The sequence below is a fragment of the Mycolicibacterium sp. HS_4_1 genome (assembly GCF_054515875.1).
Genome location: NZ_CM137261.1, coordinates 546,562 through 566,405, shown reverse-complemented (window position 1 = coordinate 566,405; position 19,844 = coordinate 546,562). Strand labels below are relative to the sequence as shown.

The 19,844-nt window shown below is 66.8% G+C and carries 20 protein-coding genes; 10 read left to right on the top strand and 10 right to left on the bottom strand.

The annotated features are described in order from the left end of the window. Positions 1–9: 9 nt before the first annotated feature. Positions 10–1,092 carry a phosphoribosylformylglycinamidine cyclo-ligase gene (gene purM / locus ACX12F_RS02510; protein WP_459368137.1) on the bottom strand — a complete coding sequence of 361 codons (1,083 nt, stop codon included), beginning with the start codon at positions 1,090–1,092 and terminating at the stop codon, positions 10–12. 63 nt (positions 1,093–1,155) lie between these two features. Beyond that, positions 1,156–2,688 (bottom strand): amidophosphoribosyltransferase, encoded by a 1,533-nt coding sequence (gene purF, locus ACX12F_RS02505; protein WP_459370219.1) that lies wholly within the window; start codon positions 2,686–2,688, stop codon positions 1,156–1,158. A gap of 295 nt (positions 2,689–2,983) precedes the next feature. Between purF and ACX12F_RS02500 the strand changes: the two genes are divergently transcribed. After that, the gene (locus tag ACX12F_RS02500) at positions 2,984–4,246 is read left to right on the top strand and encodes a DoxX family protein (RefSeq protein WP_459368136.1); all 1,263 of its coding nucleotides are present in this window, start codon (positions 2,984–2,986) and stop codon (positions 4,244–4,246) included. 3 nt (positions 4,247–4,249) lie between these two features. On the opposite strand, the gene ACX12F_RS02495 is transcribed toward ACX12F_RS02500, so the two are convergent. Genes ACX12F_RS02495 through ACX12F_RS02485 form a run of 3 tightly spaced genes read right to left on the bottom strand, consistent with a single transcriptional unit; the run spans position 4,250 to position 7,459 of the window. Continuing rightward, entirely contained in the window at positions 4,250–4,630 is a 381-nt protein-coding gene (locus tag ACX12F_RS02495) for a sterol carrier family protein (RefSeq protein ID WP_459368135.1), read from the bottom strand. A 53-nt stretch (positions 4,631–4,683) separates the two neighbouring features. After that, the gene (purL, locus tag ACX12F_RS02490) at positions 4,684–6,984 is read right to left on the bottom strand and encodes a phosphoribosylformylglycinamidine synthase subunit PurL (protein WP_459368134.1); all 2,301 of its coding nucleotides are present in this window, start codon (positions 6,982–6,984) and stop codon (positions 4,684–4,686) included. A gap of 52 nt (positions 6,985–7,036) precedes the next feature. Further along, positions 7,037–7,459 carry a DoxX family protein gene (locus ACX12F_RS02485; RefSeq protein ID WP_459368133.1) on the bottom strand — a complete coding sequence of 141 codons (423 nt, stop codon included), beginning with the start codon at positions 7,457–7,459 and terminating at the stop codon, positions 7,037–7,039. A gap of 136 nt (positions 7,460–7,595) precedes the next feature. Here ACX12F_RS02485 and ACX12F_RS02480 point away from each other — a divergent pair, with 136 nt between their 5' ends. Then, entirely contained in the window at positions 7,596–7,769 is a 174-nt protein-coding gene (locus tag ACX12F_RS02480; protein ID WP_459368132.1) for a hypothetical protein, read from the top strand. 4 nt (positions 7,770–7,773) lie between these two features. Here ACX12F_RS02480 and ACX12F_RS02475 read toward each other — a convergent pair whose 3' ends face one another. Together ACX12F_RS02475 and ACX12F_RS02470 are read right to left on the bottom strand one after the other, a co-directional pair. Then, the gene (locus tag ACX12F_RS02475) at positions 7,774–8,127 is read right to left on the bottom strand and encodes a VOC family protein (RefSeq protein ID WP_459368131.1); all 354 of its coding nucleotides are present in this window, start codon (positions 8,125–8,127) and stop codon (positions 7,774–7,776) included. Between the two features lie 14 nt (positions 8,128–8,141). After that, complete coding sequence (locus ACX12F_RS02470; protein WP_459368130.1) at positions 8,142–9,401, bottom strand: M18 family aminopeptidase; 1,260 nt, start codon at positions 9,399–9,401, stop codon at positions 8,142–8,144. Between the two features lie 51 nt (positions 9,402–9,452). Between ACX12F_RS02470 and ACX12F_RS02465 the strand changes: the two genes are divergently transcribed. The 5 genes from ACX12F_RS02465 to ACX12F_RS02445 all read left to right on the top strand — a co-directional run bounded on the left by ACX12F_RS02465 (position 9,453) and on the right by ACX12F_RS02445 (position 13,926). Then, positions 9,453–10,463 carry a Dyp-type peroxidase gene (locus ACX12F_RS02465; RefSeq protein ID WP_459368129.1) on the top strand — a complete coding sequence of 337 codons (1,011 nt, stop codon included), beginning with the start codon at positions 9,453–9,455 and terminating at the stop codon, positions 10,461–10,463. Continuing rightward, positions 10,460–11,257: a family 1 encapsulin nanocompartment shell protein gene (locus ACX12F_RS02460; RefSeq protein WP_459368128.1), complete on the top strand. Its 798-nt coding sequence runs from the start codon at positions 10,460–10,462 to the stop codon at positions 11,255–11,257. Before ACX12F_RS02465 ends, ACX12F_RS02460 begins: the two co-directional genes overlap by 4 nt. Positions 11,258–11,427: 170 nt before the next feature. After that, positions 11,428–11,862, top strand: coding sequence for a pyridoxamine 5'-phosphate oxidase family protein (locus tag ACX12F_RS02455; protein ID WP_459368127.1), 435 nt, complete (start codon positions 11,428–11,430; stop codon positions 11,860–11,862). 80 nt (positions 11,863–11,942) lie between these two features. Continuing rightward, positions 11,943–13,040 (top strand): 3-oxoacyl-ACP synthase III family protein, encoded by a 1,098-nt coding sequence (locus ACX12F_RS02450; RefSeq protein ID WP_459368126.1) that lies wholly within the window; start codon positions 11,943–11,945, stop codon positions 13,038–13,040. Beyond that, positions 13,024–13,926 (top strand): 3-oxoacyl-[acyl-carrier-protein] synthase III C-terminal domain-containing protein, encoded by a 903-nt coding sequence (locus ACX12F_RS02445; RefSeq protein ID WP_459368125.1) that lies wholly within the window; start codon positions 13,024–13,026, stop codon positions 13,924–13,926. Before ACX12F_RS02450 ends, ACX12F_RS02445 begins: the two co-directional genes overlap by 17 nt. Positions 13,927–13,967: 41 nt before the next feature. On the opposite strand, the gene ACX12F_RS02440 is transcribed toward ACX12F_RS02445, so the two are convergent. After that, on the bottom strand, positions 13,968–15,377 hold the full coding sequence (locus tag ACX12F_RS02440) for a wax ester/triacylglycerol synthase family O-acyltransferase (protein WP_459368124.1): 1,410 nt from the start codon (positions 15,375–15,377) through the stop codon (positions 13,968–13,970). Positions 15,378–15,713: 336 nt separating this feature from the next. On the opposite strand from ACX12F_RS02440, the gene ACX12F_RS02435 reads away from it, so the two are divergent. Further along, entirely contained in the window at positions 15,714–17,531 is a 1,818-nt protein-coding gene (locus ACX12F_RS02435; RefSeq protein WP_459368123.1) for an AMP-dependent synthetase/ligase, read from the top strand. A 24-nt stretch (positions 17,532–17,555) separates the two neighbouring features. Here ACX12F_RS02435 and purQ read toward each other — a convergent pair whose 3' ends face one another. Together purQ and purS are read right to left on the bottom strand one after the other, a co-directional pair. Then, positions 17,556–18,230, bottom strand: a complete 675-nt coding sequence (gene purQ / locus ACX12F_RS02430) for a phosphoribosylformylglycinamidine synthase subunit PurQ (RefSeq protein WP_459368122.1) — start codon at positions 18,228–18,230, stop codon at positions 17,556–17,558. After that, positions 18,227–18,466 (bottom strand): phosphoribosylformylglycinamidine synthase subunit PurS, encoded by a 240-nt coding sequence (gene purS, locus ACX12F_RS02425; RefSeq protein WP_459368121.1) that lies wholly within the window; start codon positions 18,464–18,466, stop codon positions 18,227–18,229. Before purS ends, purQ begins: the two co-directional genes overlap by 4 nt. A gap of 113 nt (positions 18,467–18,579) precedes the next feature. Here purS and ACX12F_RS02420 point away from each other — a divergent pair, with 113 nt between their 5' ends. Both ACX12F_RS02420 and ACX12F_RS02415 read left to right on the top strand, forming a co-directional pair. Next, on the top strand, positions 18,580–19,230 hold the full coding sequence (locus tag ACX12F_RS02420) for an MBL fold metallo-hydrolase (protein WP_459368120.1): 651 nt from the start codon (positions 18,580–18,582) through the stop codon (positions 19,228–19,230). Positions 19,231–19,262: 32 nt separating this feature from the next. Beyond that, on the top strand, positions 19,263–19,841 hold the full coding sequence (locus tag ACX12F_RS02415; protein WP_459368119.1) for a phosphatase PAP2 family protein: 579 nt from the start codon (positions 19,263–19,265) through the stop codon (positions 19,839–19,841). The last annotated feature ends 3 nt before the right edge of the window (positions 19,842–19,844 follow it).

The window sequence follows — 19,844 nt, the reverse complement described above, 5'->3', positions numbered from 1 at the left end:
ACGTCATGGTCAGAAGCGCGGGTGCTGGCCCACCAACTCGGCGCGAACGCTGCTCTTGCCACCCTTGTTGACGGTGCCCAGGGTCCAGCAGTCCAGATGCCGGGCAGTCAGAATCGCCAGTGCGCGGTCGGTGTCCTCCGGCGCGACGACGGCGACCATGCCGACACCCATGTTGAACGTCTTCTCCATTTCGGCACGCTCCACACGGCCGCGCTGCGCGATCATCTGGAACACCGGTGCCGGCGTCCAGGTACCGCGGTCCATCTCGGCGGTCAGGCCGTGCGGGATGACGCGTTCCAGGTTCCCGGCCAGTCCCCCGCCGGTGACGTGGCAGAAGGTGCGCACCTGGGTTTCCGCGGCCAGCGCCAGGCAGTCCTTGGCGTAGATCCGAGTCGGTTCCAGCAGCTCTTCACCGAGCGTGCGGCCGAATTCCTCGACGTGCCCGGACAGGCTCATGCGGTCGATCTCGAGCAGCACCTTGCGGGCCAGCGAGTAGCCGTTGGAGTGCAGTCCGGTGGCGGCCATGGCGATGATCACGTCGCCAGGGCGGACGTTCTCGGGGCCCAGCAGATCGTCGGCTTCGACGATGCCGACGCCGGTGGCGGAGATGTCGTAGTGGTCGGGTTCCATGAGGCCCGGGTGCTCGGCGGTCTCACCGCCCAGCAGCGCACAGCCGGCCTGCACACAGCCTTCGGCGATGCCGGAGACGATCTCGGCCACCCGCTCGGGCACGGTGCGGCCCACGGCGATGTAGTCCTGCAGGAACAGGGGTTCGGCGCCGCACACCACGAGGTCATCGACAACCATCGCGACAAGGTCGATGCCGACGGTGTCGTGCTTGTCCATGGCCTGCGCCACGGCAAGTTTGGTGCCCACACCGTCGGTCGACGAGGCCAGCAGCGGCTCTCGGTATCCGGGTTTCAGGCCGAACAACCCGGCAAAACCTCCGAGGCCGCCCCGGACCTCGGGGCGGGTGGCCTTCTTGGCGTGGGGCTTGAACAATTCGACGGCGCGATCGCCTGCCTCGATGTCAACCCCCGCCGAAGCGTACGAGGCGCCAACCGATTCAGCTCGCTCATCCTGGCTAGTCATCGGCCCCAAGGCTACCGGGCGCACCCTGACGGATGCACCTCGCGCCTGTTGACGGCCGTCAGGTCAGGGGCGACGCAGGGCTGAGGCGTTGTCGTTGTCGACGGTCAGCGGCACGCCGGTGCGGGCCGCGGACGCCAGCATGTGCTCCACGACGTTCTTGCCGAGGGCAGCCTCGCCGGGCAGTTCGATCGGGTAGTCACCGTCGAAGCAGGCCGCGCACAGCCGGGTGGCGGGCTGCTCGGTGGCGGCGATCATGCCCTGTCGGCTGATGTAGCCCAGGGAGTCGGCGCCGATGGCGTGCCGGACCGCCTCGAGCATCTCGTCTTCGCTCGCCTCGGTGCTCTTGGCGTTGGCGATCAACTCGGCCGGGGTGGCGAAGTCGATGCCGTAGAAGCACGGCCACTTCACCGGCGGCGACGCGATGCGCACGTGCACCTCGACGGCACCGGCCTCGCGCAGCATGCGGACCAGGGCGCGCTGGGTGTTGCCGCGGACGATCGAGTCGTCGACGACGATCAGCCGCTTGCCGCGGATGACTTCCTTCAGCGGGTTGAGCTTGAGGCGGATACCGAGCTGGCGGATGGTCTGCGACGGCTGGATGAAGGTGCGCCCGACGTAGGCGTTCTTCATCAGGCCCTGCCCGAACGGGATGCCAGAGCCCTGCGCGTAGCCGACGGCGGCGGGCACACCCGATTCGGGTACCCCGATGACCAGGTCGGCGTCGACGGGCTTCTCCTGCGCCAGCCGGCGGCCGATGTCGACGCGGGCGGCGTGGACCGAGCGGCCGGCGATGGTGCTGTCGGGGCGGGCCAGGTAGACGTACTCGAAGACGCAGCTCTTCGGGGTCGGGTTGGCGAACCGGGTGGAGCGCACCCCGTCGGCGTCGATGGCCAGCAGCTCACCGGGTTCGATGTCGCGGACGAACGAGGCGCCGACGATGTCGAGGGCAGCGGTCTCCGAAGCGACGACCCAGCCACGGTCCAGCCGACCGAGGGACAGCGGTCGCACGCCGTGGGGGTCGCGCGCGGCGTAGAGGGTGTTCTCGTCCATGAAGGTCAGGCAGAACGCACCACGAACCTGCGGCAGCAGTTCCAGAGCGGATTGTTCCAAGGTCGAGTCGGCGGCGCCGTGGGCGAGCAGGGCGCCCAGGATGTCCGAGTCGGTGGTGGCGGCCACGTGGCCACGTGCGTTGATCAGGCCGGCTTCGCGGGCCCGGGCTGCCAGTTCGGCGGTGTTGACCAGGTTGCCGTTGTGGCCCAGCGCGACGCCGGTACCGGCGGCGGTGTTGCGGAACACCGGCTGCGCGTTCTCCCACGTGGTCGAGCCGGTGGTGGAGTAGCGGCAGTGGCCGACGGCGACGTGGCCGTGCATGGCGGCCAGGGTCTGCTCGTCGAATACCTGGCTGACCAGACCGAGGTCCTTGAACACCAGAATCTGGGAGCCGTCGGCGACGGCGATGCCCGCCGCTTCCTGCCCTCTGTGTTGCAGCGCATAGAGGCCGTAGTAGGTGAGCTTTGCCACATCCTCACCAGGGGCCCAGACCCCGAATACGCCGCATTCCTCGCGTGGTTCGTTCTCGGTCTGTTCGGTCACGATAGGGCTGCTCCCGGGGAGGCGGTTGGTGACAAGGACGAGTCTACGGTCCAGCGGGGCGCGAAACGGAATCGATTGGCGTGTCCGGCACCGCGTTGCGCGCGCCGGCGGGCACTGCGCGCCGGTCTCCGACCCCGTCCCGACGGGGCGGGGCGGAGGCCCAGGCGGCTCGGGATGACCACCGGCCCACCGCAATCCAGCTGTTTAACTGGTCTTCATGGGGAGTCAACTTTCAGCGCAGTCCGGCACAGGCGTCGCCGATTCCGTCGCCGAAACTCGGCCGCGACCCTGGCCCACCGTGACGAAGATCGCATTCAGATTCTGCTTTCTGTACTTCGGCCTGTTCTGTCTGTTGTTCGCTCAGATCACCTTCGCGTTCTTCGGGATCATCGGCGAGTGGCTGCCCAAGCTGGCGGTGATGTGGCAGATGGCCGTGCTGGGCCCGGCGGTCCAATGGGTCGGCCGCGAGGTCTTCGGCGTCGAGGCGGTGCTGCACCAGGATTCCGGCAGCGGCGATCAGACGGCCGTCTGGGTACTGGTGTTCTGTCTGGTGGCCATCTCCGTCGCGGGGACCGCGGTGTGGACGCTGGTGGACCGGCGGCGGCCCGACTACGCCCGGCTGTCGGCGTGGTTCCTGACGTTCCTGCGGTTGTGCGTCGCGGGACAGATGCTCTTCTACGGGTTCGCCAAGCTCGTACCCACACAGATGCCGACGCCGCCGCCGAGTGCCCTGCTGCGGTCTTACGGCGACTTCAGCCCGGCCTCGGTGCTGTGGCTGCAGGTGGGCAGCTCCCAGCCCTATGAGATGACGCTCGGCGCCGTCGAAGTGCTGGCCGGTTTGTTGATGTTCCTGCCGCGTACCGCGACCCTGGGGACGCTGCTCGGTCTGGCCAGCATGGCCCAGGTGTTCCTGTTGAACATGACCTTCGATGTGCCGGTCAAGATCTTGTCCGGGCACCTGTTGTTGATGAGCCTGGTGCTGCTCGCCCCGCAGCTGCGCCGGCTGACGGACCTGTTCGTCCTACAACGCCCGTCGGAGCCGGTCAGCCAACCGGCACTGCTGCGCTCCGAGCGGGCCAATCGGCGAGCCGCCGCCGTGCAGGCCACGCTGGGACTGTGGATCGTCATCGGCTGCGTCTGGGGCAGCTGGCAGGCGTGGCACACCTACGGAGGTGGCAGTGCCAAGCCCGAGCTGTACGGGATCTGGGCGGTCCGGGAGTTCAGCGTGGACGGCAAGCCACTGCCGCCGCTGACCACCGACGAGATCCGTTGGCAACGCGTGGTTTTCGAGAAGCAGGGCGCGCTCACCTACCAGCGGATGAACGGCGAGTTGGTGGACGCACCGGCGACCATCGGTGCCGACACCATCACAGCGACCGAGCCCGGCGGCGCGACGCTGGCCGAGTTGAGGGTGTCGCACCCGTCGGCCCACGAGTTGCGACTGACCGGCACATTGCAGGGCCGCCTCGTGCAGATCGCGCTCGATCAGGTGGACCTCAACCAATTCACCCTGCGCAACAGGGGCTTTCACTGGGTGCAGGAGTACCCGTTCTTCAAGTGAGCGCTACACGTCGACCAGTGGCAGCCACGGGCCGATCTCGCGGGCCCGCGAACCCGACAGCTCGACAGCGCCTGCGGCGTCGTCGAGCGACACCAGCCCGGTAGCCAGCCGCAGCCAGGTGCGCGGGTCGGTCTCGACGACGTTGGGTGGGTTGCCGCGGGTGTGACTGAGGCCCGAAATACATTGCACCGCAACGAAAGGTGGCACCCGCACCTCGACGCTGGCGCCGGGGGCGACGGCCGCGAGGGTGCGCGCCGTCAGCCGGACGGCGTCGGCGATCGCGGCGCGCGGCGGCGTTTCGTTCTGCTCGTCGCGCAGCCAGTCGGCGACCAGCAACACCGCCGCCCGCGTCGCCGCCGGGTCGGGCGCCTTTCGCGTCACCATCTCAGCGATTTGTGCACGATTTGGTTCGCTGAGCGGACCTTTTCGTGCACAAATCACTCATGTGAGAACAGCGCGGGCAGCACGGCTTCGGAAGTCCGACGGAGCTCCTCCAACGTGACGCTGAACTGGCCCTGTACCTCGACCGACTCGCTGCCCGGGTCCACCACTCCGATGCGGACAGCCGGTAGCTCGCGGGCCTCGCACATCGCCATGAACCGGCTCTCCTCGGTGCGCGGCACCGCGACCAGCACGCGACCGGCCGACTCGGAGAACAGTTGAATAAACGCGTCGGAAGCCGATTCACATCCGGAGGGAAGCAGGACCCGGCAACCGGTTTCGCCGGCCAGGGCCGCCTCGACGACAGCCTGGATGAGCCCGCCCTCGGACAGGTCGTGGGCGGCCGAGATCAGGCCGTCACGCGAACCGGCGGTCAGCACCTCGGACAGCAGCTGCTCACGGGCCAGGTCGACCTTGGGCGGCACACCACCGAGGTGGTCTGCGGTGACCTGCGCCCAGACGGAGCCGTCGAACTCGTCGTGGGTGTCGCCCAGCAGGATCAGGGTCTCGCCCGGCTCGAGGCCGATACCGGTCGGGATGCGGCGGTGCACATCGTCGATGACGCCGAGCACGCCCACCACCGGGGTCGGCAGGATCGCGGTGGAGCCGGTCTGGTTGTAGAAGCTGACGTTGCCGCCGGTGACCGGAATGCCAAGGGCCGCACAGCCGTCCGCGAGGCCGCGCACTGCCTGCGAGAACTGCCACATGACGCCCGGGTCCTCCGGCGAACCGAAGTTGAGGCAGTTGGTCACGGCCACCGGGGTCGCGCCGGTGACGGCGACATTGCGGTAGGCCTCGGCCAGCGCCAGCTGCGCGCCGGCGTACGGGTCCAGCTGGGTGTAGCGCCCCGACGCGTCGGTCGACACCGCGATGCCGCGGCCGGTGGCCTCGTCGATGCGCAGCACGCCACCGTCGGCGTGCTCGGCGAGGACGGTGTTGCCGCGGACGTAGCGGTCGTACTGCTCGGTGATGAAGGCGCGGCTGCACAGGTGCGGGCTGCCGAGCAGCTGCAGCAGAGTGGCGCGCAGTTCGTCGCCGGTCTTGGGCCGGGTCAGCTTGGCGGAGGTGTCGGCGATCAGCGCGTCCTGGGTATCGGGACGCTGGACGGGCCGGTTGTACACCGGGCCCTCGTGGGCGACGGTGCGCGGCGGCACGTCGACGACGGTCTCGCCGTGCCAGCTGATCTTCAGCCGGTCGCCGTCGGTGACCTCACCGATGACGGTCGCCAGCACGTCCCACTTGCGGCAGACGGCCATGAACGCGTCGACATTCTCGGGTGTCACGACCGCGCACATCCGCTCCTGCGACTCGCTGGAGAGCACCTCAGCGGGCGTCATACCGGTCGCGCGCAGCGGCACCTTGTCCAGGTCGATGTGCATGCCACCGTCGCCAGCCGATGCCAATTCCGAAGTGGCACAAGATAATCCGGCACCGCCAAGGTCCTGGATACCGACCACGAGGTGCGCCGCGTACAGCTCGAGGCAGCACTCGATGAGCACCTTTTCGGTGAACGGGTCACCCACCTGAACACTCGGCAGCTTCTTGCGGCCGGCACCCGACTCATCACCGGAGAAGGTGTCCGAGGCCAGCACCGAGACGCCGCCGATGCCGTCCAGACCGGTGCGGGCACCGAACAGGATGATCTTGTTGCCGGTACCGGACGCGAAGGCCAGGTGCAGGTCCTCGACGCGCAGAGCGCCGACGCACAGGGCGTTGACCAGCGGGTTACCGGCGTAGGAGGGGTCGAAGATGGTCTCGCCGCCGATGTTCGGCAGGCCGAGCGAGTTGCCGTAGCCACCGACACCGCGGACCACACCGTCGAGTACCCGGCGGGTGTCGGGCGCGTCGGCCGCGCCGAAACGCAGCTGGTCCATGACCGCGACCGGGCGGGCGCCCATGGCCATGATGTCGCGCACGATGCCGCCGACACCCGTGGCCGCGCCCTGGTAGGGCTCGACGTACGACGGGTGGTTGTGCGATTCGACCTTGAAGGTGACGGCCCAGCCGTCACCGATGTCGACGACGCCGGCGTTCTCGCCGATGCCGGCCAGCATGCCGGCGCGCATCTCGTCGGTAGTGGTCTCGCCGAAGTAGCGCAGATGCACCTTGGACGACTTGTAGGAGCAGTGCTCGCTCCACATCACCGAGTACATGGCGAGCTCGGCATCGGTCGGCCGACGGCCGAGGATCTCGCGGATGCGCTGGTACTCGTCATCCTTGAGACCGAGCTCGCGATACGGCTGCGGCTGATCAGGCGTGGTAGTCGCGTTATTGACGGTATCGACCGAGGACGTCACGACAGAGAGTCTATCGTTGCCGAACTCGCCGGCCCGCCACGGCGAATGCGGGCTACTCGGTCCCGCTGATGAGTACCTTGAGCAGCGCGGGACGCCGCAGAATGAGGGCCGCCCAGATCAGCAGGCCGAAGGCCACCGCGAAGACCACCGGGAACCACGCCTCCTGGTGCATGTCGACAGTCACCGCGCCGCCGAGATAGGCCGTCAGCCCGACCGCGCCCAACACCGCGGTGCGGGGCACAACCCACGCGATGACGCAGGCCAGCAGCACCCACCCGATGACGTAGGTCTGGTACGGCGGAAAGCCGATCGCCTCGGTCGCCGTGCGAGCGAACTGCGCGCCGAAAATCTTCGGGATGGCATCGGCCAGCAGGAACAACACGAGCACCGCGCTCAGCGCCAGGCCGATCTTCTCCGGTTTTGTGCGGCCGGCGATTGCGGCCCGTGCGTTCGATGCCCCTTTTGTGTCAACCATGGCGGACTCCGTTCTCGATCGAGGTTTCAACACCTTGTAGACCGACGTAAACACAGAGAATCATCGCGACTGCGTTCACAGCCAGCGGCTAAGTAGCGCCAACGTAGGCCTTATCCAGCGGATTTAGCGTAGCCAGATGAGACTCCACCTGGGCGTCAACCGGGGCGCGCTCGCGATGATCGCCGTGATCGCAGCCCTGGCGTGTATCTGTGCCGGCGCGATCGTCGTCGCGTCCAAGGCGTGGCATGCCGCGTCTGAGCCCTACGTGTCGACCGGTGTCGAGCTGGTCGAGCAACAGGCGGGTCAATAAGCCGTCAGGCCGCGCCCGCTATGCAGAACGCATTGCCCTCGGGGTCGGCCAGCACCACCCACCGGGCCACCTCGCCGAAGGCGTGCCGTTCGGTCTCGGTCGCGCCCGCGGCCTTGAGCCGCTCGAGCTCCGGCTCGATGTCGCCTTCCAGATGGAAGTCGAGGTGCAGCCGGTTCTTGCCGGGCGTCGGATCGTCGACCTGCTGGAAGCCCAGGTTCGGGCCTTCGGCCAGGTTGACGACGAAGAACTCCCCCGGCATCAGCGTGTGCACCTTGCCCCCGAACTGCGCGGCCCACCAGTCGGCCAGCGCCTGCGCGTCGGCGCAGTCGAATGTGACCATCTCCACTTTGAGTGCCATGGCCCGACTGTAGGTCAGGCCGGCGACAAGAACGCCTGCAGCGCCGCGGCATAGGCCGGTACGTCGAGCGCGCCCATCACCTCGCGGGCCGAGTGCATCGCCAGCTGAGCAGCGCCGACGTCAACCGTTGGGATACCGGTGCGCGCGGCCGTCATCGGGCCGATCGTGGAGCCGCACGGCAGGTCGGCGCGGTGTTCGTAGCGCTGCAGCGGCACCCCGGCCTGGGCGCAGGCCAGTGCGAATGCCGCGGCGGTCCGACTGTCGGTGGCGTACCGCAGGTTGGGCTGAACCTTGAGCACCGGGCCGCCGTTGACCTCGATGAGGTGGCCCGGCTCGTGCCGCTCCGGGTAGTTCGGGTGCGTGGCATGCGCCATGTCGCCGGAGGCCACCATCGACCCGGCCAGCCGGCGCAGCAGGTCTTCCCGCGTTCCGCCGGCGACCAGGACGATGCGCTCCAGCACCGTCGGCAGCAGGTCGGACTGCGCACCGTGGTCGGACGTCGACCCGACTTCTTCGTGGTCGAACAGCGCGAGCACCGGAATGTGCTGCGCGGGGTCGGCGGCCAGGAATGCCTCCAGCCCGGCGTAGCAGGTGCCCTGGTTGTCGAGTCGGGGCGCGCTGATGAGCTCGCTGTCGACGCCGATCAGCCGGGACGGCGTCAGGTCGTGAGTCATCAGATCGGCGCCCAGGACGTCGGCGGCGTCCACGTTCGCGTGCTCGGCGACGTAGCCGATGAAGTCGCGGGTTCCGGTCCCGACACCCCACACCGCGTTGACGTGCCGCTGCGGGTCGAGACTGACGCCCTTGCGGTCGTCGGACAGGTGGATGGCCAACTGCGGCACCCGCAAGATCGGGTCGTCGATCCGGACCAGCACGTCCGCCACGGTATTGCCGCGCCGCACCGACAGCCGGCCGCTGATGCCGAGGTCGCGGTCCAGCCAGGAGTTCAGCCAGGCGCCGCCATACGGCTGCAGAGCCACCACTTGCCAACCGCTGACGAACCGGTCCGGATGCTGCTTGACCCGCAGGTTGGGGCTGTCGGTGTGACCGCCGACGATGCGGAACGGCAGCGGTTGACCGGCGGTCTTCCAGGCGACCAGTGAGCCGGCCCGCACGGTGAAGTAGTTGCCAGTGGTGGCGGGCCAGGCCTCGGTCTCGGCGAGTTCGGTGAACCCGACGGCGGTCAGCCGCGCGGCCACCGTCGCGCACACGTGGAACGGCGAGGGCGACGCGTCGATGAATCCGCAGAGGCCCGCGGCAGTAGCTCCGGTCATGAGGCCATCATCACCCGGAAATCCGGAGCCGTTGCCGCTAGGGTCGGATTCGTGTGTCCCGCACGGCCTCAGCCCGTACTCACCACGTTGACGTCCGCCGCGATCTTTCTCATCGCCACCATCGATGAGGGCGCCGAGACCGAAGTGCACGAAGCGCTCTCCGGGCTGTCCGGACTCGTTCGGGCAGTCGGATTCCGCACGCCCGCAAGCCGTCTGAGCCTGGTGGCCGGGATCGGCTCGGACGCCTGGGATCGCTTGTTCAGCGGTCCGCGTCCAGCCGGTCTCCACCGGTTTCCCGAATTGCACGGCACGCGCCACCACGCCCCCTCGACGCCGGGCGACCTGCTGTTCCACATCCGGGCCAACGCCATGGACGTGTGCTTCGAGCTGGCGAGCCAGATCCTGAAATCGCTCGACGGCGCGGTGACGGTGGTCGACGAGGTCCACGGCTTCAAATTCTTCGAGAATCGCGACCTGCTGGGTTTCGTCGACGGCACCGAGAACCCGGACGGTCCCGATGCCGTGGTCGCGGCGCAGATCGGTGACGAGGATCCCGAATTCGCCGGTGGCAGTTACGTTCACGTGCAGAAGTATCTGCACGACATGGCGTCGTGGGAGTCGCTCAGCGTCACCGAGCAGGAACGGGTGATCGGCCGTAGCAAGCTCGAGGACATCGAGATGGCCGACGACGTCAAGCCGCCCAACTCGCACGTGGCACTCAATGTGATCGAAGACGCCGACGGCAACCAGCTGCAGATCGTCCGGGCCAACATGCCGTTCGGCCGCGTCGGCTCAGGCGAATTCGGCACGTACTACATCGCCTACTCGGCTGACCCCAGCGTCACCGAACGCATGCTGCGAAACATGTTCATCGGCGATCCGCCGGGCAACACCGATCGCATCCTGGATTTCTCCACCGCGGTCACCGGCGTGTTGTTCTTCACTCCCACGGTGGATTTCCTGGACGACCCGCCGCCCCTGCCCGCCGCCTCACCGGCCGAACCCGAACCCAAGTCCACCGGCATCCTGTCCATCGGCAGCCTGAAAGGTAACCCGCAATGAACAACCTGTACCGCGAGCTGGCTCCCATCACCTCGCCCGCATGGGCGCAGATCGAGGAGGAAGCGGCCCGAACCTTCAAGCGGCACATCGCCGGTCGCCGGGTGGTCGACGTGAGCGAGCCCGGTGGACCGACGACGGCAGCGGTCAGCACGGGACACCTCGTCGACGTCACGTCGCCGGGTGACGGTGTGCAGGCGCACCTTCGGGAAGCGCGCCCACTGGTCCGCCTTCGGGTGCCGTTCACGGTGTCCCGCACGGCCATCGATGACGTCGAACGCGGCGCGCAGGACTCCGACTGGGACTCGGTCAAGGACGCCGCCAAGAAGCTCGCGTTCTCCGAGGACCGGGCGATCTTCGAGGGCTACCCCGCCGCCCAGATCGAGGGCATCCGGGCCGCCGGCTCCAACCCCGCGCTGGCGCTGCCGAGCGATCCGCGCGGCTACCCGGACGTGATCTCTCAGGCCCTGTCGGAGCTGCGACTGGCCGGCGTGGACGGGCCGTATTCGGTGCTGCTGTCGGCAGACGCCTACACCAAGGTCAGTGAGACCACTGAGCACGGCTACCCGTTGCTCGAGCACCTCAATCGACTGGTCGACGGCGACATCATCTGGGCGCCCGCGATTGATGGCGCGTTCGTATTATCCACGCGCGGAGGCGATTTCGATCTGCAGCTGGGCACCGACGTGACCATCGGCTACCTGTCCCACGATGCCGAGACGGTGCAGCTGTACCTGCAGGAGACGCTGACGTTCCTCTGCTACACCGCCGAGGCGTCGGTCGCGTTGGGCGCGTGATGTCCTTGCGACGCGATCGCGATTGCAGAGCTCCCGAGCGGCAAGGACGTTGCCGCAGCAGGCCCGTGCCCGCAGACAGCCGATGACAGCGGCAACCTCGGGGCCTCGAGACTCGTGCTCGGGACCTATGGCCCTGCCTGCGGCCGTCCCGCGTCGGTAGCGTTCCGGCCATGTCCACCGATGCGCCGGTAATCTCGACTCTCTCCGAGACCGAATGCTGGACTCTGATGGGAACCGTCGAGTTGGGACGACTCGTCACGTGCGTTGATGGCTGGCCGGAGATCTTTCCGGTGAACTTCGCCGTACAGCACAGAACCGTGCTGTTCCGCACCGCCGAAGGCACCAAATTGGTCAGCTCGGCGATCAACAAGCACGTGTTATTCGAAATTGACGGTAACACCGCCGACGACGGCTGGAGTGTGATCCTCAGGGGAACGGCGCGCACCCCACACACCGATGACGACCTGGAGGAAGCCCGGCGGGCATGGCTATTCCCCTGGACGGCAACGCCGAAGCCGCATTTTGTCCGCATTCACCCGTTGCGGATTACCGGGCGCCGATTCGTTTTCGGGCCCGAGCCCACGAGTGATCCGAACGTCAAATGAGGTTCTGCGCCTCCCGCTCGAAGCATAGGTGGGTGTGGCTACCGCCACGACCCGTCCCGTGAGGGAAATGGATGCGACGTATGGCCAAGCATTGGTTGGTGATGGAGGGCGACGGACCGCCGGCACGGTTCGGCACCCGCTTGGCCGGTGCCGGGCGGCATCTGCCTGCCACTCATTTCACGACCGACGAATTGATGGCGCGCACGCGGCACCACACGCACATCGATTTGGAGCGATTGACCGGTATCCGCGAACGCCGCGTCTCGGTGGGAGATGAAGACTCCCAGACACTTGCGACCACGGCCGCCCTCGATTGTCTAGACCGGGCGCACCAGAGTGCCGCGGAGCTGGATGTGGTGATCAGCTGCAGCATCACGAAGTTTCGCGACGGCTTGACACAGTGGGTGGAGCCGACGATGAGCAGCGTCGTCGCACATGCCATCGGAGCGAAGCAGGCCATGACGTTCGATCTGTCCAACGCGTGCGCCGGAATGCTCACGGGCGTAACGGTTCTCAACAATTGGATCCGACAAGGAGCCGTCCGGCGCGGGTTGGTGGTAAGCGGCGAATACATCTCGCAACTCGGCCAGAACGCGGCGCGCCATATTCGCAGCATCATGAGCAACGAACTCGCCTGCCTGACATTGGGAGATGCCGGTGCCGCGCTGCTCCTCGAACGTGCCCCAGTCGGGTCGCCTGGGATCAGCCTCGCCGGCTTCACCACCGTTGCCGACTACAGCCGGCTGTGCCTGGGGTATCCGAAGGGCAGCGATCCTGGAGCTCGAATGTTCACCAAGTCTCGTGAGATTCAGCGGGCCGCCATCTCTGACACCCCGCTGTTGTTGCACGAAGCCCTCGACGCGGCCGGCATCTCGATCCACGACATCGATCACGTGATCACTCATCAGACCTCGGCGCGCGCGATACGCAAGGGCATGGCTGCGGTTGCGGCCTCGTTCGGTGACAGTCCCCGGCACGACGCCGTGATCACCGTTGATCGCTACGGAAACACCGCGTCGACCACGCACACCGTGGCCCTTGTCGAAGAACTCGAAGCCGGGCGGATCCGCCCCGGCGAGACCATCGCCCTGATCGCGCTGGCATCAGGCCTGGAGATCGGCGTCGTTCTCCTCACCGTGGACGAGGAGCTGGTGAACCACTTTGGGCACAGTCATTGATCGTCTCGCCGTCACCAGCGGCGGGTGGCGCAACCGGCACAGCGCGTTACGACTCGCGGTCGCCGCGGCACGAACCTGTCTGAATGAGGCCGGAACCGACCCCGACGATGTGGACCTTCTGGTCAACGCGGGCATCTACCGCGACCGGAACCTGGCGGAGCCTGCGCTCGCGGCGCTGATTCAGGAGGATGTCGGAGCCAACGCCGAGGACCCACACGCCGACGCTCACGGCACGTTCTCGTTCGACATAGCCAACGGGACCTGCGGCGTGCTCACCGCACTGCAGATCGTCGACGGCTTCCTGCGGTCACACACCATCGACCGTGCACTGGTCGTCGCGAGTGACGCCGACCCGGGCCACGGTATGAGCCAAGGCTTTCCGTTCTCCCCTGCCGGGGCGGCACTGCTGTGCGGCTGGACAGGCGACGACTATGGACTCGGGCGCGTCCACTGGATCAACCTACCCGATAATGGCGAGACCTTCAGTGCCACAATCGGACTCGAAGATAGACGTAATGTGCTTCGAGTCAGGCAGTCCGCCACCATGGACGAGCGGTTCGCCACCGCTGGAAGTGAGGTGGCCCGAAGCTGCCTCCGGGAGGCATCGCTCGAACTCGCCGACGTCGACATGATCGTCGCTGCTCCGGCCCGGCAGGAATACCGCGCCGCACTGGCCACCCACCTCGGGGTGCCGGTAGACCGGGTCACCGTCGCAGACGACGAGAGAATGCACACCGCCTCGCTTGCCGCCGCATTCCATTGTGCGGCCGAAGAACTCCCACCCGGTGCCCGCATTCTGCTCATTGCCGTCGGCGCGGGGGTGACCGCAGGGGCGGCTCTGTACCGAGTGGCGCCCGTAGCGGCTTCGCGTGCATCGCGCCATTGATCACCGATAGCGGTCTCGCCCGGCGCAGCAGCGCAGAAGTTTCATTCGTCCTGACTGGCTGACGCCGCGTCGTGTTGGCTGCGACGTCGCGAGTTGGCATGCGCAGCCAGCACCCGCACACCATCCTCGATGCCGCGGGCCAGCTTGTCGACGTCGGGGGCGCTGTCGTAGTCGGCGGTAATCCCGAAGACAAAACTCTCTGAGTAGCTGAGCATCGCTATGCCGGTGCGGAGACGAAGTGCGATCGGCGGGATCGGCAGGATCTCCAGCACCTCCCGGCCCATCACGCGCTGCCGCTCTCGGGGTCCCGGTACGTTCGTCGCCAGCGCGGTCACCGCGCTCTGCGGCAATCGCGTCAGCAGCCGAATCAGCCCTGCCGACAAGGCAAACGGCAAGGCCCGCGCCGCCGAGAGCACCGCGCTGCCGCCTTCCCGCTGTCCGCTCCCTTTGGCTTTCGTGAGTCGGCGGTGCACAATTTCCAGCTGCTTGATCGGGTCGGGCTCATCGACCGGCAAGAGCGGCAGCATCGCCGACACCCGGTTGTCGGTCAGATCGAAGTCGTTCGCGCCGCGCATCGACACGGGCACGAGCGTTCGCAAGGCCTGGTGTCCCGGCGTTTCTCCGCGGTCGGTCAACATCGCCCGGTAGCTGTTGGTGATCGCGGCCAGCGCAACGTCGTTGAGCGTCACGTCGAAAGCCCGGCACACGTCGCGCATGGCGCCGAGGTCCACCTTGGCCGCGCTGTAACGACGCATCGTGGCGACGGGTCCATTCAGCGACGACTCCCCCGCGGTGGTGAGCACACTGACCGTCAGCTCTGCGGCGCCGACCAAGGCATGCTCCGCGGCACCGGCTACAGCCAGCGTCGCACGCCAGGTGTCACCTATCCAGTTCAGTGGATTCGCGCTCGGCCGCAACAACCCCAGGATGGGCTTCCCGGACTCCTTGGCGGCGCGAATGCTGGTAGCGAAAGTCTCGCGCGCGCCGTCATCGCCGAGCTTTGTCAGTATCTGCGTCGTCGCGATTCCGTCGGCAATACAGTGGTGGATTTTCACCAGCACCGCCCACCGACCGTCGGTGAGCCCTTCGATGATCCAGCACTCCCAGAGCGGGCGCTCACGGTCCAGCCTTCGCTCCATGATGCTGGCGATCATCCGGAACAGCTCGGCGTCATCACCAGGGTGCGGCAGCGCGATCCGATGGAGGTGATGCGCAATGTCGAAGTGGGGGTCCTCCACCCATTCCGGTGGGCCCAGATCCAAGGCGTGTGTGTGCAGTTTCTGTGTGCACCGTGGAATGTGTTGCACCCGTTCGGCAAACGCTGAAACAAGCTCACCGTAGTCAGGGGGCGGTCCCTCAACAATCGAGATACCACCGACCGCCAGACTGACATGCGGATCGGAATCCTCGGCCTGCAGAAAAGTGGCGTCAAGGATGGTCAAGTGCTCCATTCGGTGACTATGTACTCGCGGCGCTCGTCACGACAGGGCCGCAAGTCTTCGACCTTCGGGCACCACGTCCTTCGGCTGACGGTGCCCCGGAAGGATCTCGGTCGCCGGGCATCGGAATGCCACCCATTCGAGTGACTTTCGCCCCTGGCTCGCGGCGAGCTGCTGTGGCACGTTGACATTCTGGCGCAAAGTGCGGAAGCAAACACTTGGGTACTCCAGTGGCGATCCGTTACGGCACGACGTGCCACTGGGGATAGCGTTGGCCAGCAACGGCTCTGGTCGCATCCGACGTTGCGTAGCGCGGCAGGAGAGGAACAGGCCCATGGGAGAACTCCAATGACCATTGATGAGGGTTCCACAACCGCTGCCGCAGCGACCATGGCTTCGATGTTTCTCGACCGGGTTGAGAAGTCGTGCGACAAGGAGGCCTTCCGTTATCTTGTTGGCGGCGAATGGGTCTCGACGACCTGGCGGGAGACCGCCGACCGCGTCGAAGCACTGGCCGCCGGACTGCTGGCGCTGGGCATCGAACCCGAGCAGCGAGTCGGTCTCGCGTCGAGTACGCGATACGAGTGGATGGTGGCCGACCTGGCGATCATGTGTGCCGGCGCCGCCACTACCACCGTGTATGCCAACACCAACGCCGGCGACACCGCCTACATCCTGTCCGACTCGCAATGCCGCATCGTGTTCGCAGAGGACACCACACAACTGGCGAAACTGACCGAACGCCGCGCCGAATTGCCCGACCTCACCAAGGTGGTGCTGTTCGACGGCACCAGCGACAGCGACTGGGTGGTCACCCTGGCCGACCTGGCTGAATTGGGCGACAAGTTCCTGCTCGACCATCCCTCGGCGGTGTGGAAACGAACTGCCGAAATCGCCCCTGAGCGGTTGGCCACGCTGATCTATACCTCGGGAACCACCGGACGGCCCAAAGGGGTCCGGCTCTCACATTCGGCCTGGGCATATGTGGGGACGGCAGTCGCCGAGCTGAAGATCCTCGACGAGGACGACCTCCAGTTGCTGTGGTTGCCGATGGCCCACGCGTTCGGCAAGGTCCTGCTCACCGCGCAGCTGGCGTGCGGGTTCGCCAGCGCGATCGACGGGCGGGTCGACAAGATCGTCGACAACCTCGCGGTGGTCAAACCGACGTTCATGGGCGCGGCACCTCGGGTGTTCGAAAAGGCGCACGCCCGCATCGTCACCACCCAGCAAGCCAAGGGTGGGCTCCGGTCCTGGCTGTTCACGGCCGCCTTCTCCACAGCACTCGAACTGGACCGCCGGCGGCGCGCGGGCGGGTCCGCAACGTTGCCCAAGGTGTTGCTCTGCAAGCTGTTCGACCATCTGGTGTTCAGCAAGGTGCGGGCGGCGTTCGGTGGACGCATCCGGTTCTTCATCTCCGGCGCGGCACCGCTGAACCGCGACATCGGCGAGTGGTTCCACGCCGCGGGCCTGTTGATCCTGGAAGGCTACGGCCTGACCGAGACCGCGGCCGGAACGTGTATCAACCGGCCCGACCACTACAAGCTGGGTACCGTAGGGCTGCCCTTCGACGGTACGGCGCTACGAATCAGCGACGACCGGGGCGAAATCCAGATCCGCGGCCCGGCCGTGATGGATGGCTATCACAACCTGCCAGACAAAACGGCGGAAGCATTCACCGACGATGGCTGGTTGCGCACGGGCGACGTGGGCACGATCGATGCCGACGGGTTCCTCAGCGTCACCGGCAGGATCAAAGAGATCTTCAAGACCTCAGGTGGCAAATATGTCGCCCCCACGGCGATCGAGACGAAGTTCATGGCGATGTGTCCGTATGCCAGCCAGTTCATGGTGTTCGGAGAGGGCCATAACTACTGCGTGGCATTGATCGCCCTTGACGCCGACATGATGTCCGGGTGGGCGGCTGAGAACGGTCTCGAAGGCGCGACGTACCAGGAACTGGTCGAGGCACCCGCGGTGCGGGACTTGATCGCCGGGTATGTGGAAGCGCTCAACGCTGACCTCAACCGTTGGGAGACCGTCAAAAAGTGGGCGCTGCTGGACCACGATCTGTCCGTCGAGGGCGGTGAGCTGACACCGTCACTCAAAGTGAAACGCGCCGTTGTGGCCGACCAGAATCAAAACATCCTCGATGCTTTTTACAGCTGATCGACCGCCTGTAAGCGTCGGCGACTACGCCTTCAGGACCGCGTCGAGCGCCGAGAAGAAGATGCCGAGTCCGTCGTCCGACGGGCCGGTGAGGGCCTCGGTGGCGTGCTCAGGGTGCGGCATCAGTCCGACGACGCGTCCGTTGGCCGAGCTGATCCCGGCGATCGAGCGCATCGAGCCGTTCATGTTGTCGCGGTAGCGGAAGACCACACGGCCTTCGCCTTCGAGTTCGTCGAGCACGTTCTCCGACGCGACGTACCGGCCTTCGCCCGACTTGAGCGGGATCAGGATGTCGGCGCCGTTCTCGTAGCGGCTGCTCCACGCGGTCGACGTCGCGGTCACCTCGAGCCACACGTCGCGGCAAATGAAGTGCAGACCCTGGTTGCGGGTGAGCGCGCCCGGCAGCAGTCCGGCCTCGCACAGCACCTGGAAGCCGTTGCAGATGCCGAGGACGGGCATGCCCTTGCCTGCCGCTTCCACGACCGACGTCATGACGGGCGCGAACTTGGCGATGGCACCACAGCGCAGGTAGTCACCGTAGGAGAAGCCACCGGGAACGATGACGGCGTCGACGCCCTTGAGGTCAGGATCGGCGTGCCAGAGGCTGACGGCCTCGCCGCCGACGGCCCGGACCGCACGCGCCGCATCGACGTCGTCGAGCGTGCCGGGGAAGGTGATGACACCAACCTTCGTCGTCACACGTCCTCCCGGTGCACCGAGAAGTCCTCGATCACGGTGTTGGCCAAGAGCGTCTCGGCGACGTGCTCCAGCGTCTCGTCGGACACGCTGTCGTCGACCTCGAGCTCGAAACGCTTGCCCTGCCGAACGTCGGACACTCCGGTGATCCCGAGGCGCCCCAGCGCTCCGACGATCGCCTGGCCTTGCGGGTCCAGGATCTCGGCCTTGGGCATCACGTGCACAACGACGCGGGCCACGCGCGCTCCTTTGTTCGGGTCGGATTGCTCGACTGGGCGAGCGCAGCGACGGGAATATGCAGAGTTACTCTACCGGCGCCCTCGTTGGCGGCGATGCCCGCACAATGGGGTGCATGGAGCTGACGCACTTCGGACATTCCTGCCTGCTGGCCCGATTCACCGACGGCGACGCGAACGCGACGGTCCTGTTCGACCCCGGCAACTTCTCGCATGGGTTCGAGGGCATCACCGGACTGGACGCCATCCTGATCACCCATCAGCACCCCGACCACGCCGACCCGGCGCGCCTCCCTGCCCTGGTCGAAGCAAACCCGCAGGCCAAGCTGTATGCCGACCCGATGACCGCGGCGCAGCTGGGCGGCTCGTGGCAGGCGGTACACGTGGGCGACACCCTGTCCATCGGGCACCTCACAGTGCGCGGAGCCGGCGGTAAGCACGCCGTGATCCACCCGGATATCCCGATCATCGACAACATCTCGTACCTGGTCGGTGATGCTGGTCACGCCGCCCGGCTGATGCACCCCGGCGACGCGTTGTTCGTGCCGGACGAACCGGTCGAGGTGCTGGCCGCGCCGGCCGCCGCGCCGTGGATGAAGATCGCCGAGGCCGTCGACTTCCTGCGTGCCGTCGCGCCCCAGCATGCGGTGCCGATCCATCAGGGCGTCGTCGCCGAGCAGGCCAAGGGCATCTACTACGGCCGACTCGACGAGATGACGTCCACCGACTTCCGGGTCCTGACGCCCGAGCAGGAGACGCGGTTCTGAGCACCCGGCGCTTCCTGGTGTGGTGGCCCCTGGTGGGGTTCACCGCGGCGATCGTGCTCGGCCTGGCTGTCAGGTCGGGCGATTCTGCCGTGGATCGCTGGTTCATGGAGACGTCGCACGACCTGCTCGGCCCGCACCCGTACTGGATGCTGCTGCTGAATCGGGTGCGGGTGCTGGTGCCGCTCTACCTGCTGGCGATAGTCATCCCGCTGTGGCGGCGCGAGCTCCGGCTGGCCACCGTGACCGCGCTCTGCCCCGTCATCTCGATCATCGGCGCGAAGGTGCTCAAGGTGCTGTTCGGCCGGCCCTGGTACGGCGAGAATCTGGCGTATCCCAGCGGCCACACCACGGTGGCGATCACCGTCGCGGCCATGCTGGTGCTCGCGGTCGGGATTCATCCGTGGAGTGTCGCGCTCGCCGTAATCGGCGCCGCCATCCCGTCTATCGGCATGGCCAGCAACGGCTTCCACTACTTCACCGACATCATCGGCGGCCTGCTCTATGCGACCTCTATGGTGTGCCTGGCCATCTTGGCGGCTGGGCCGCAGGCGTTGCACCATTCACGAACCAGGGGCGCCTCGCACTGGGGAAGTGGAATTGGTCGGCGGTAAACC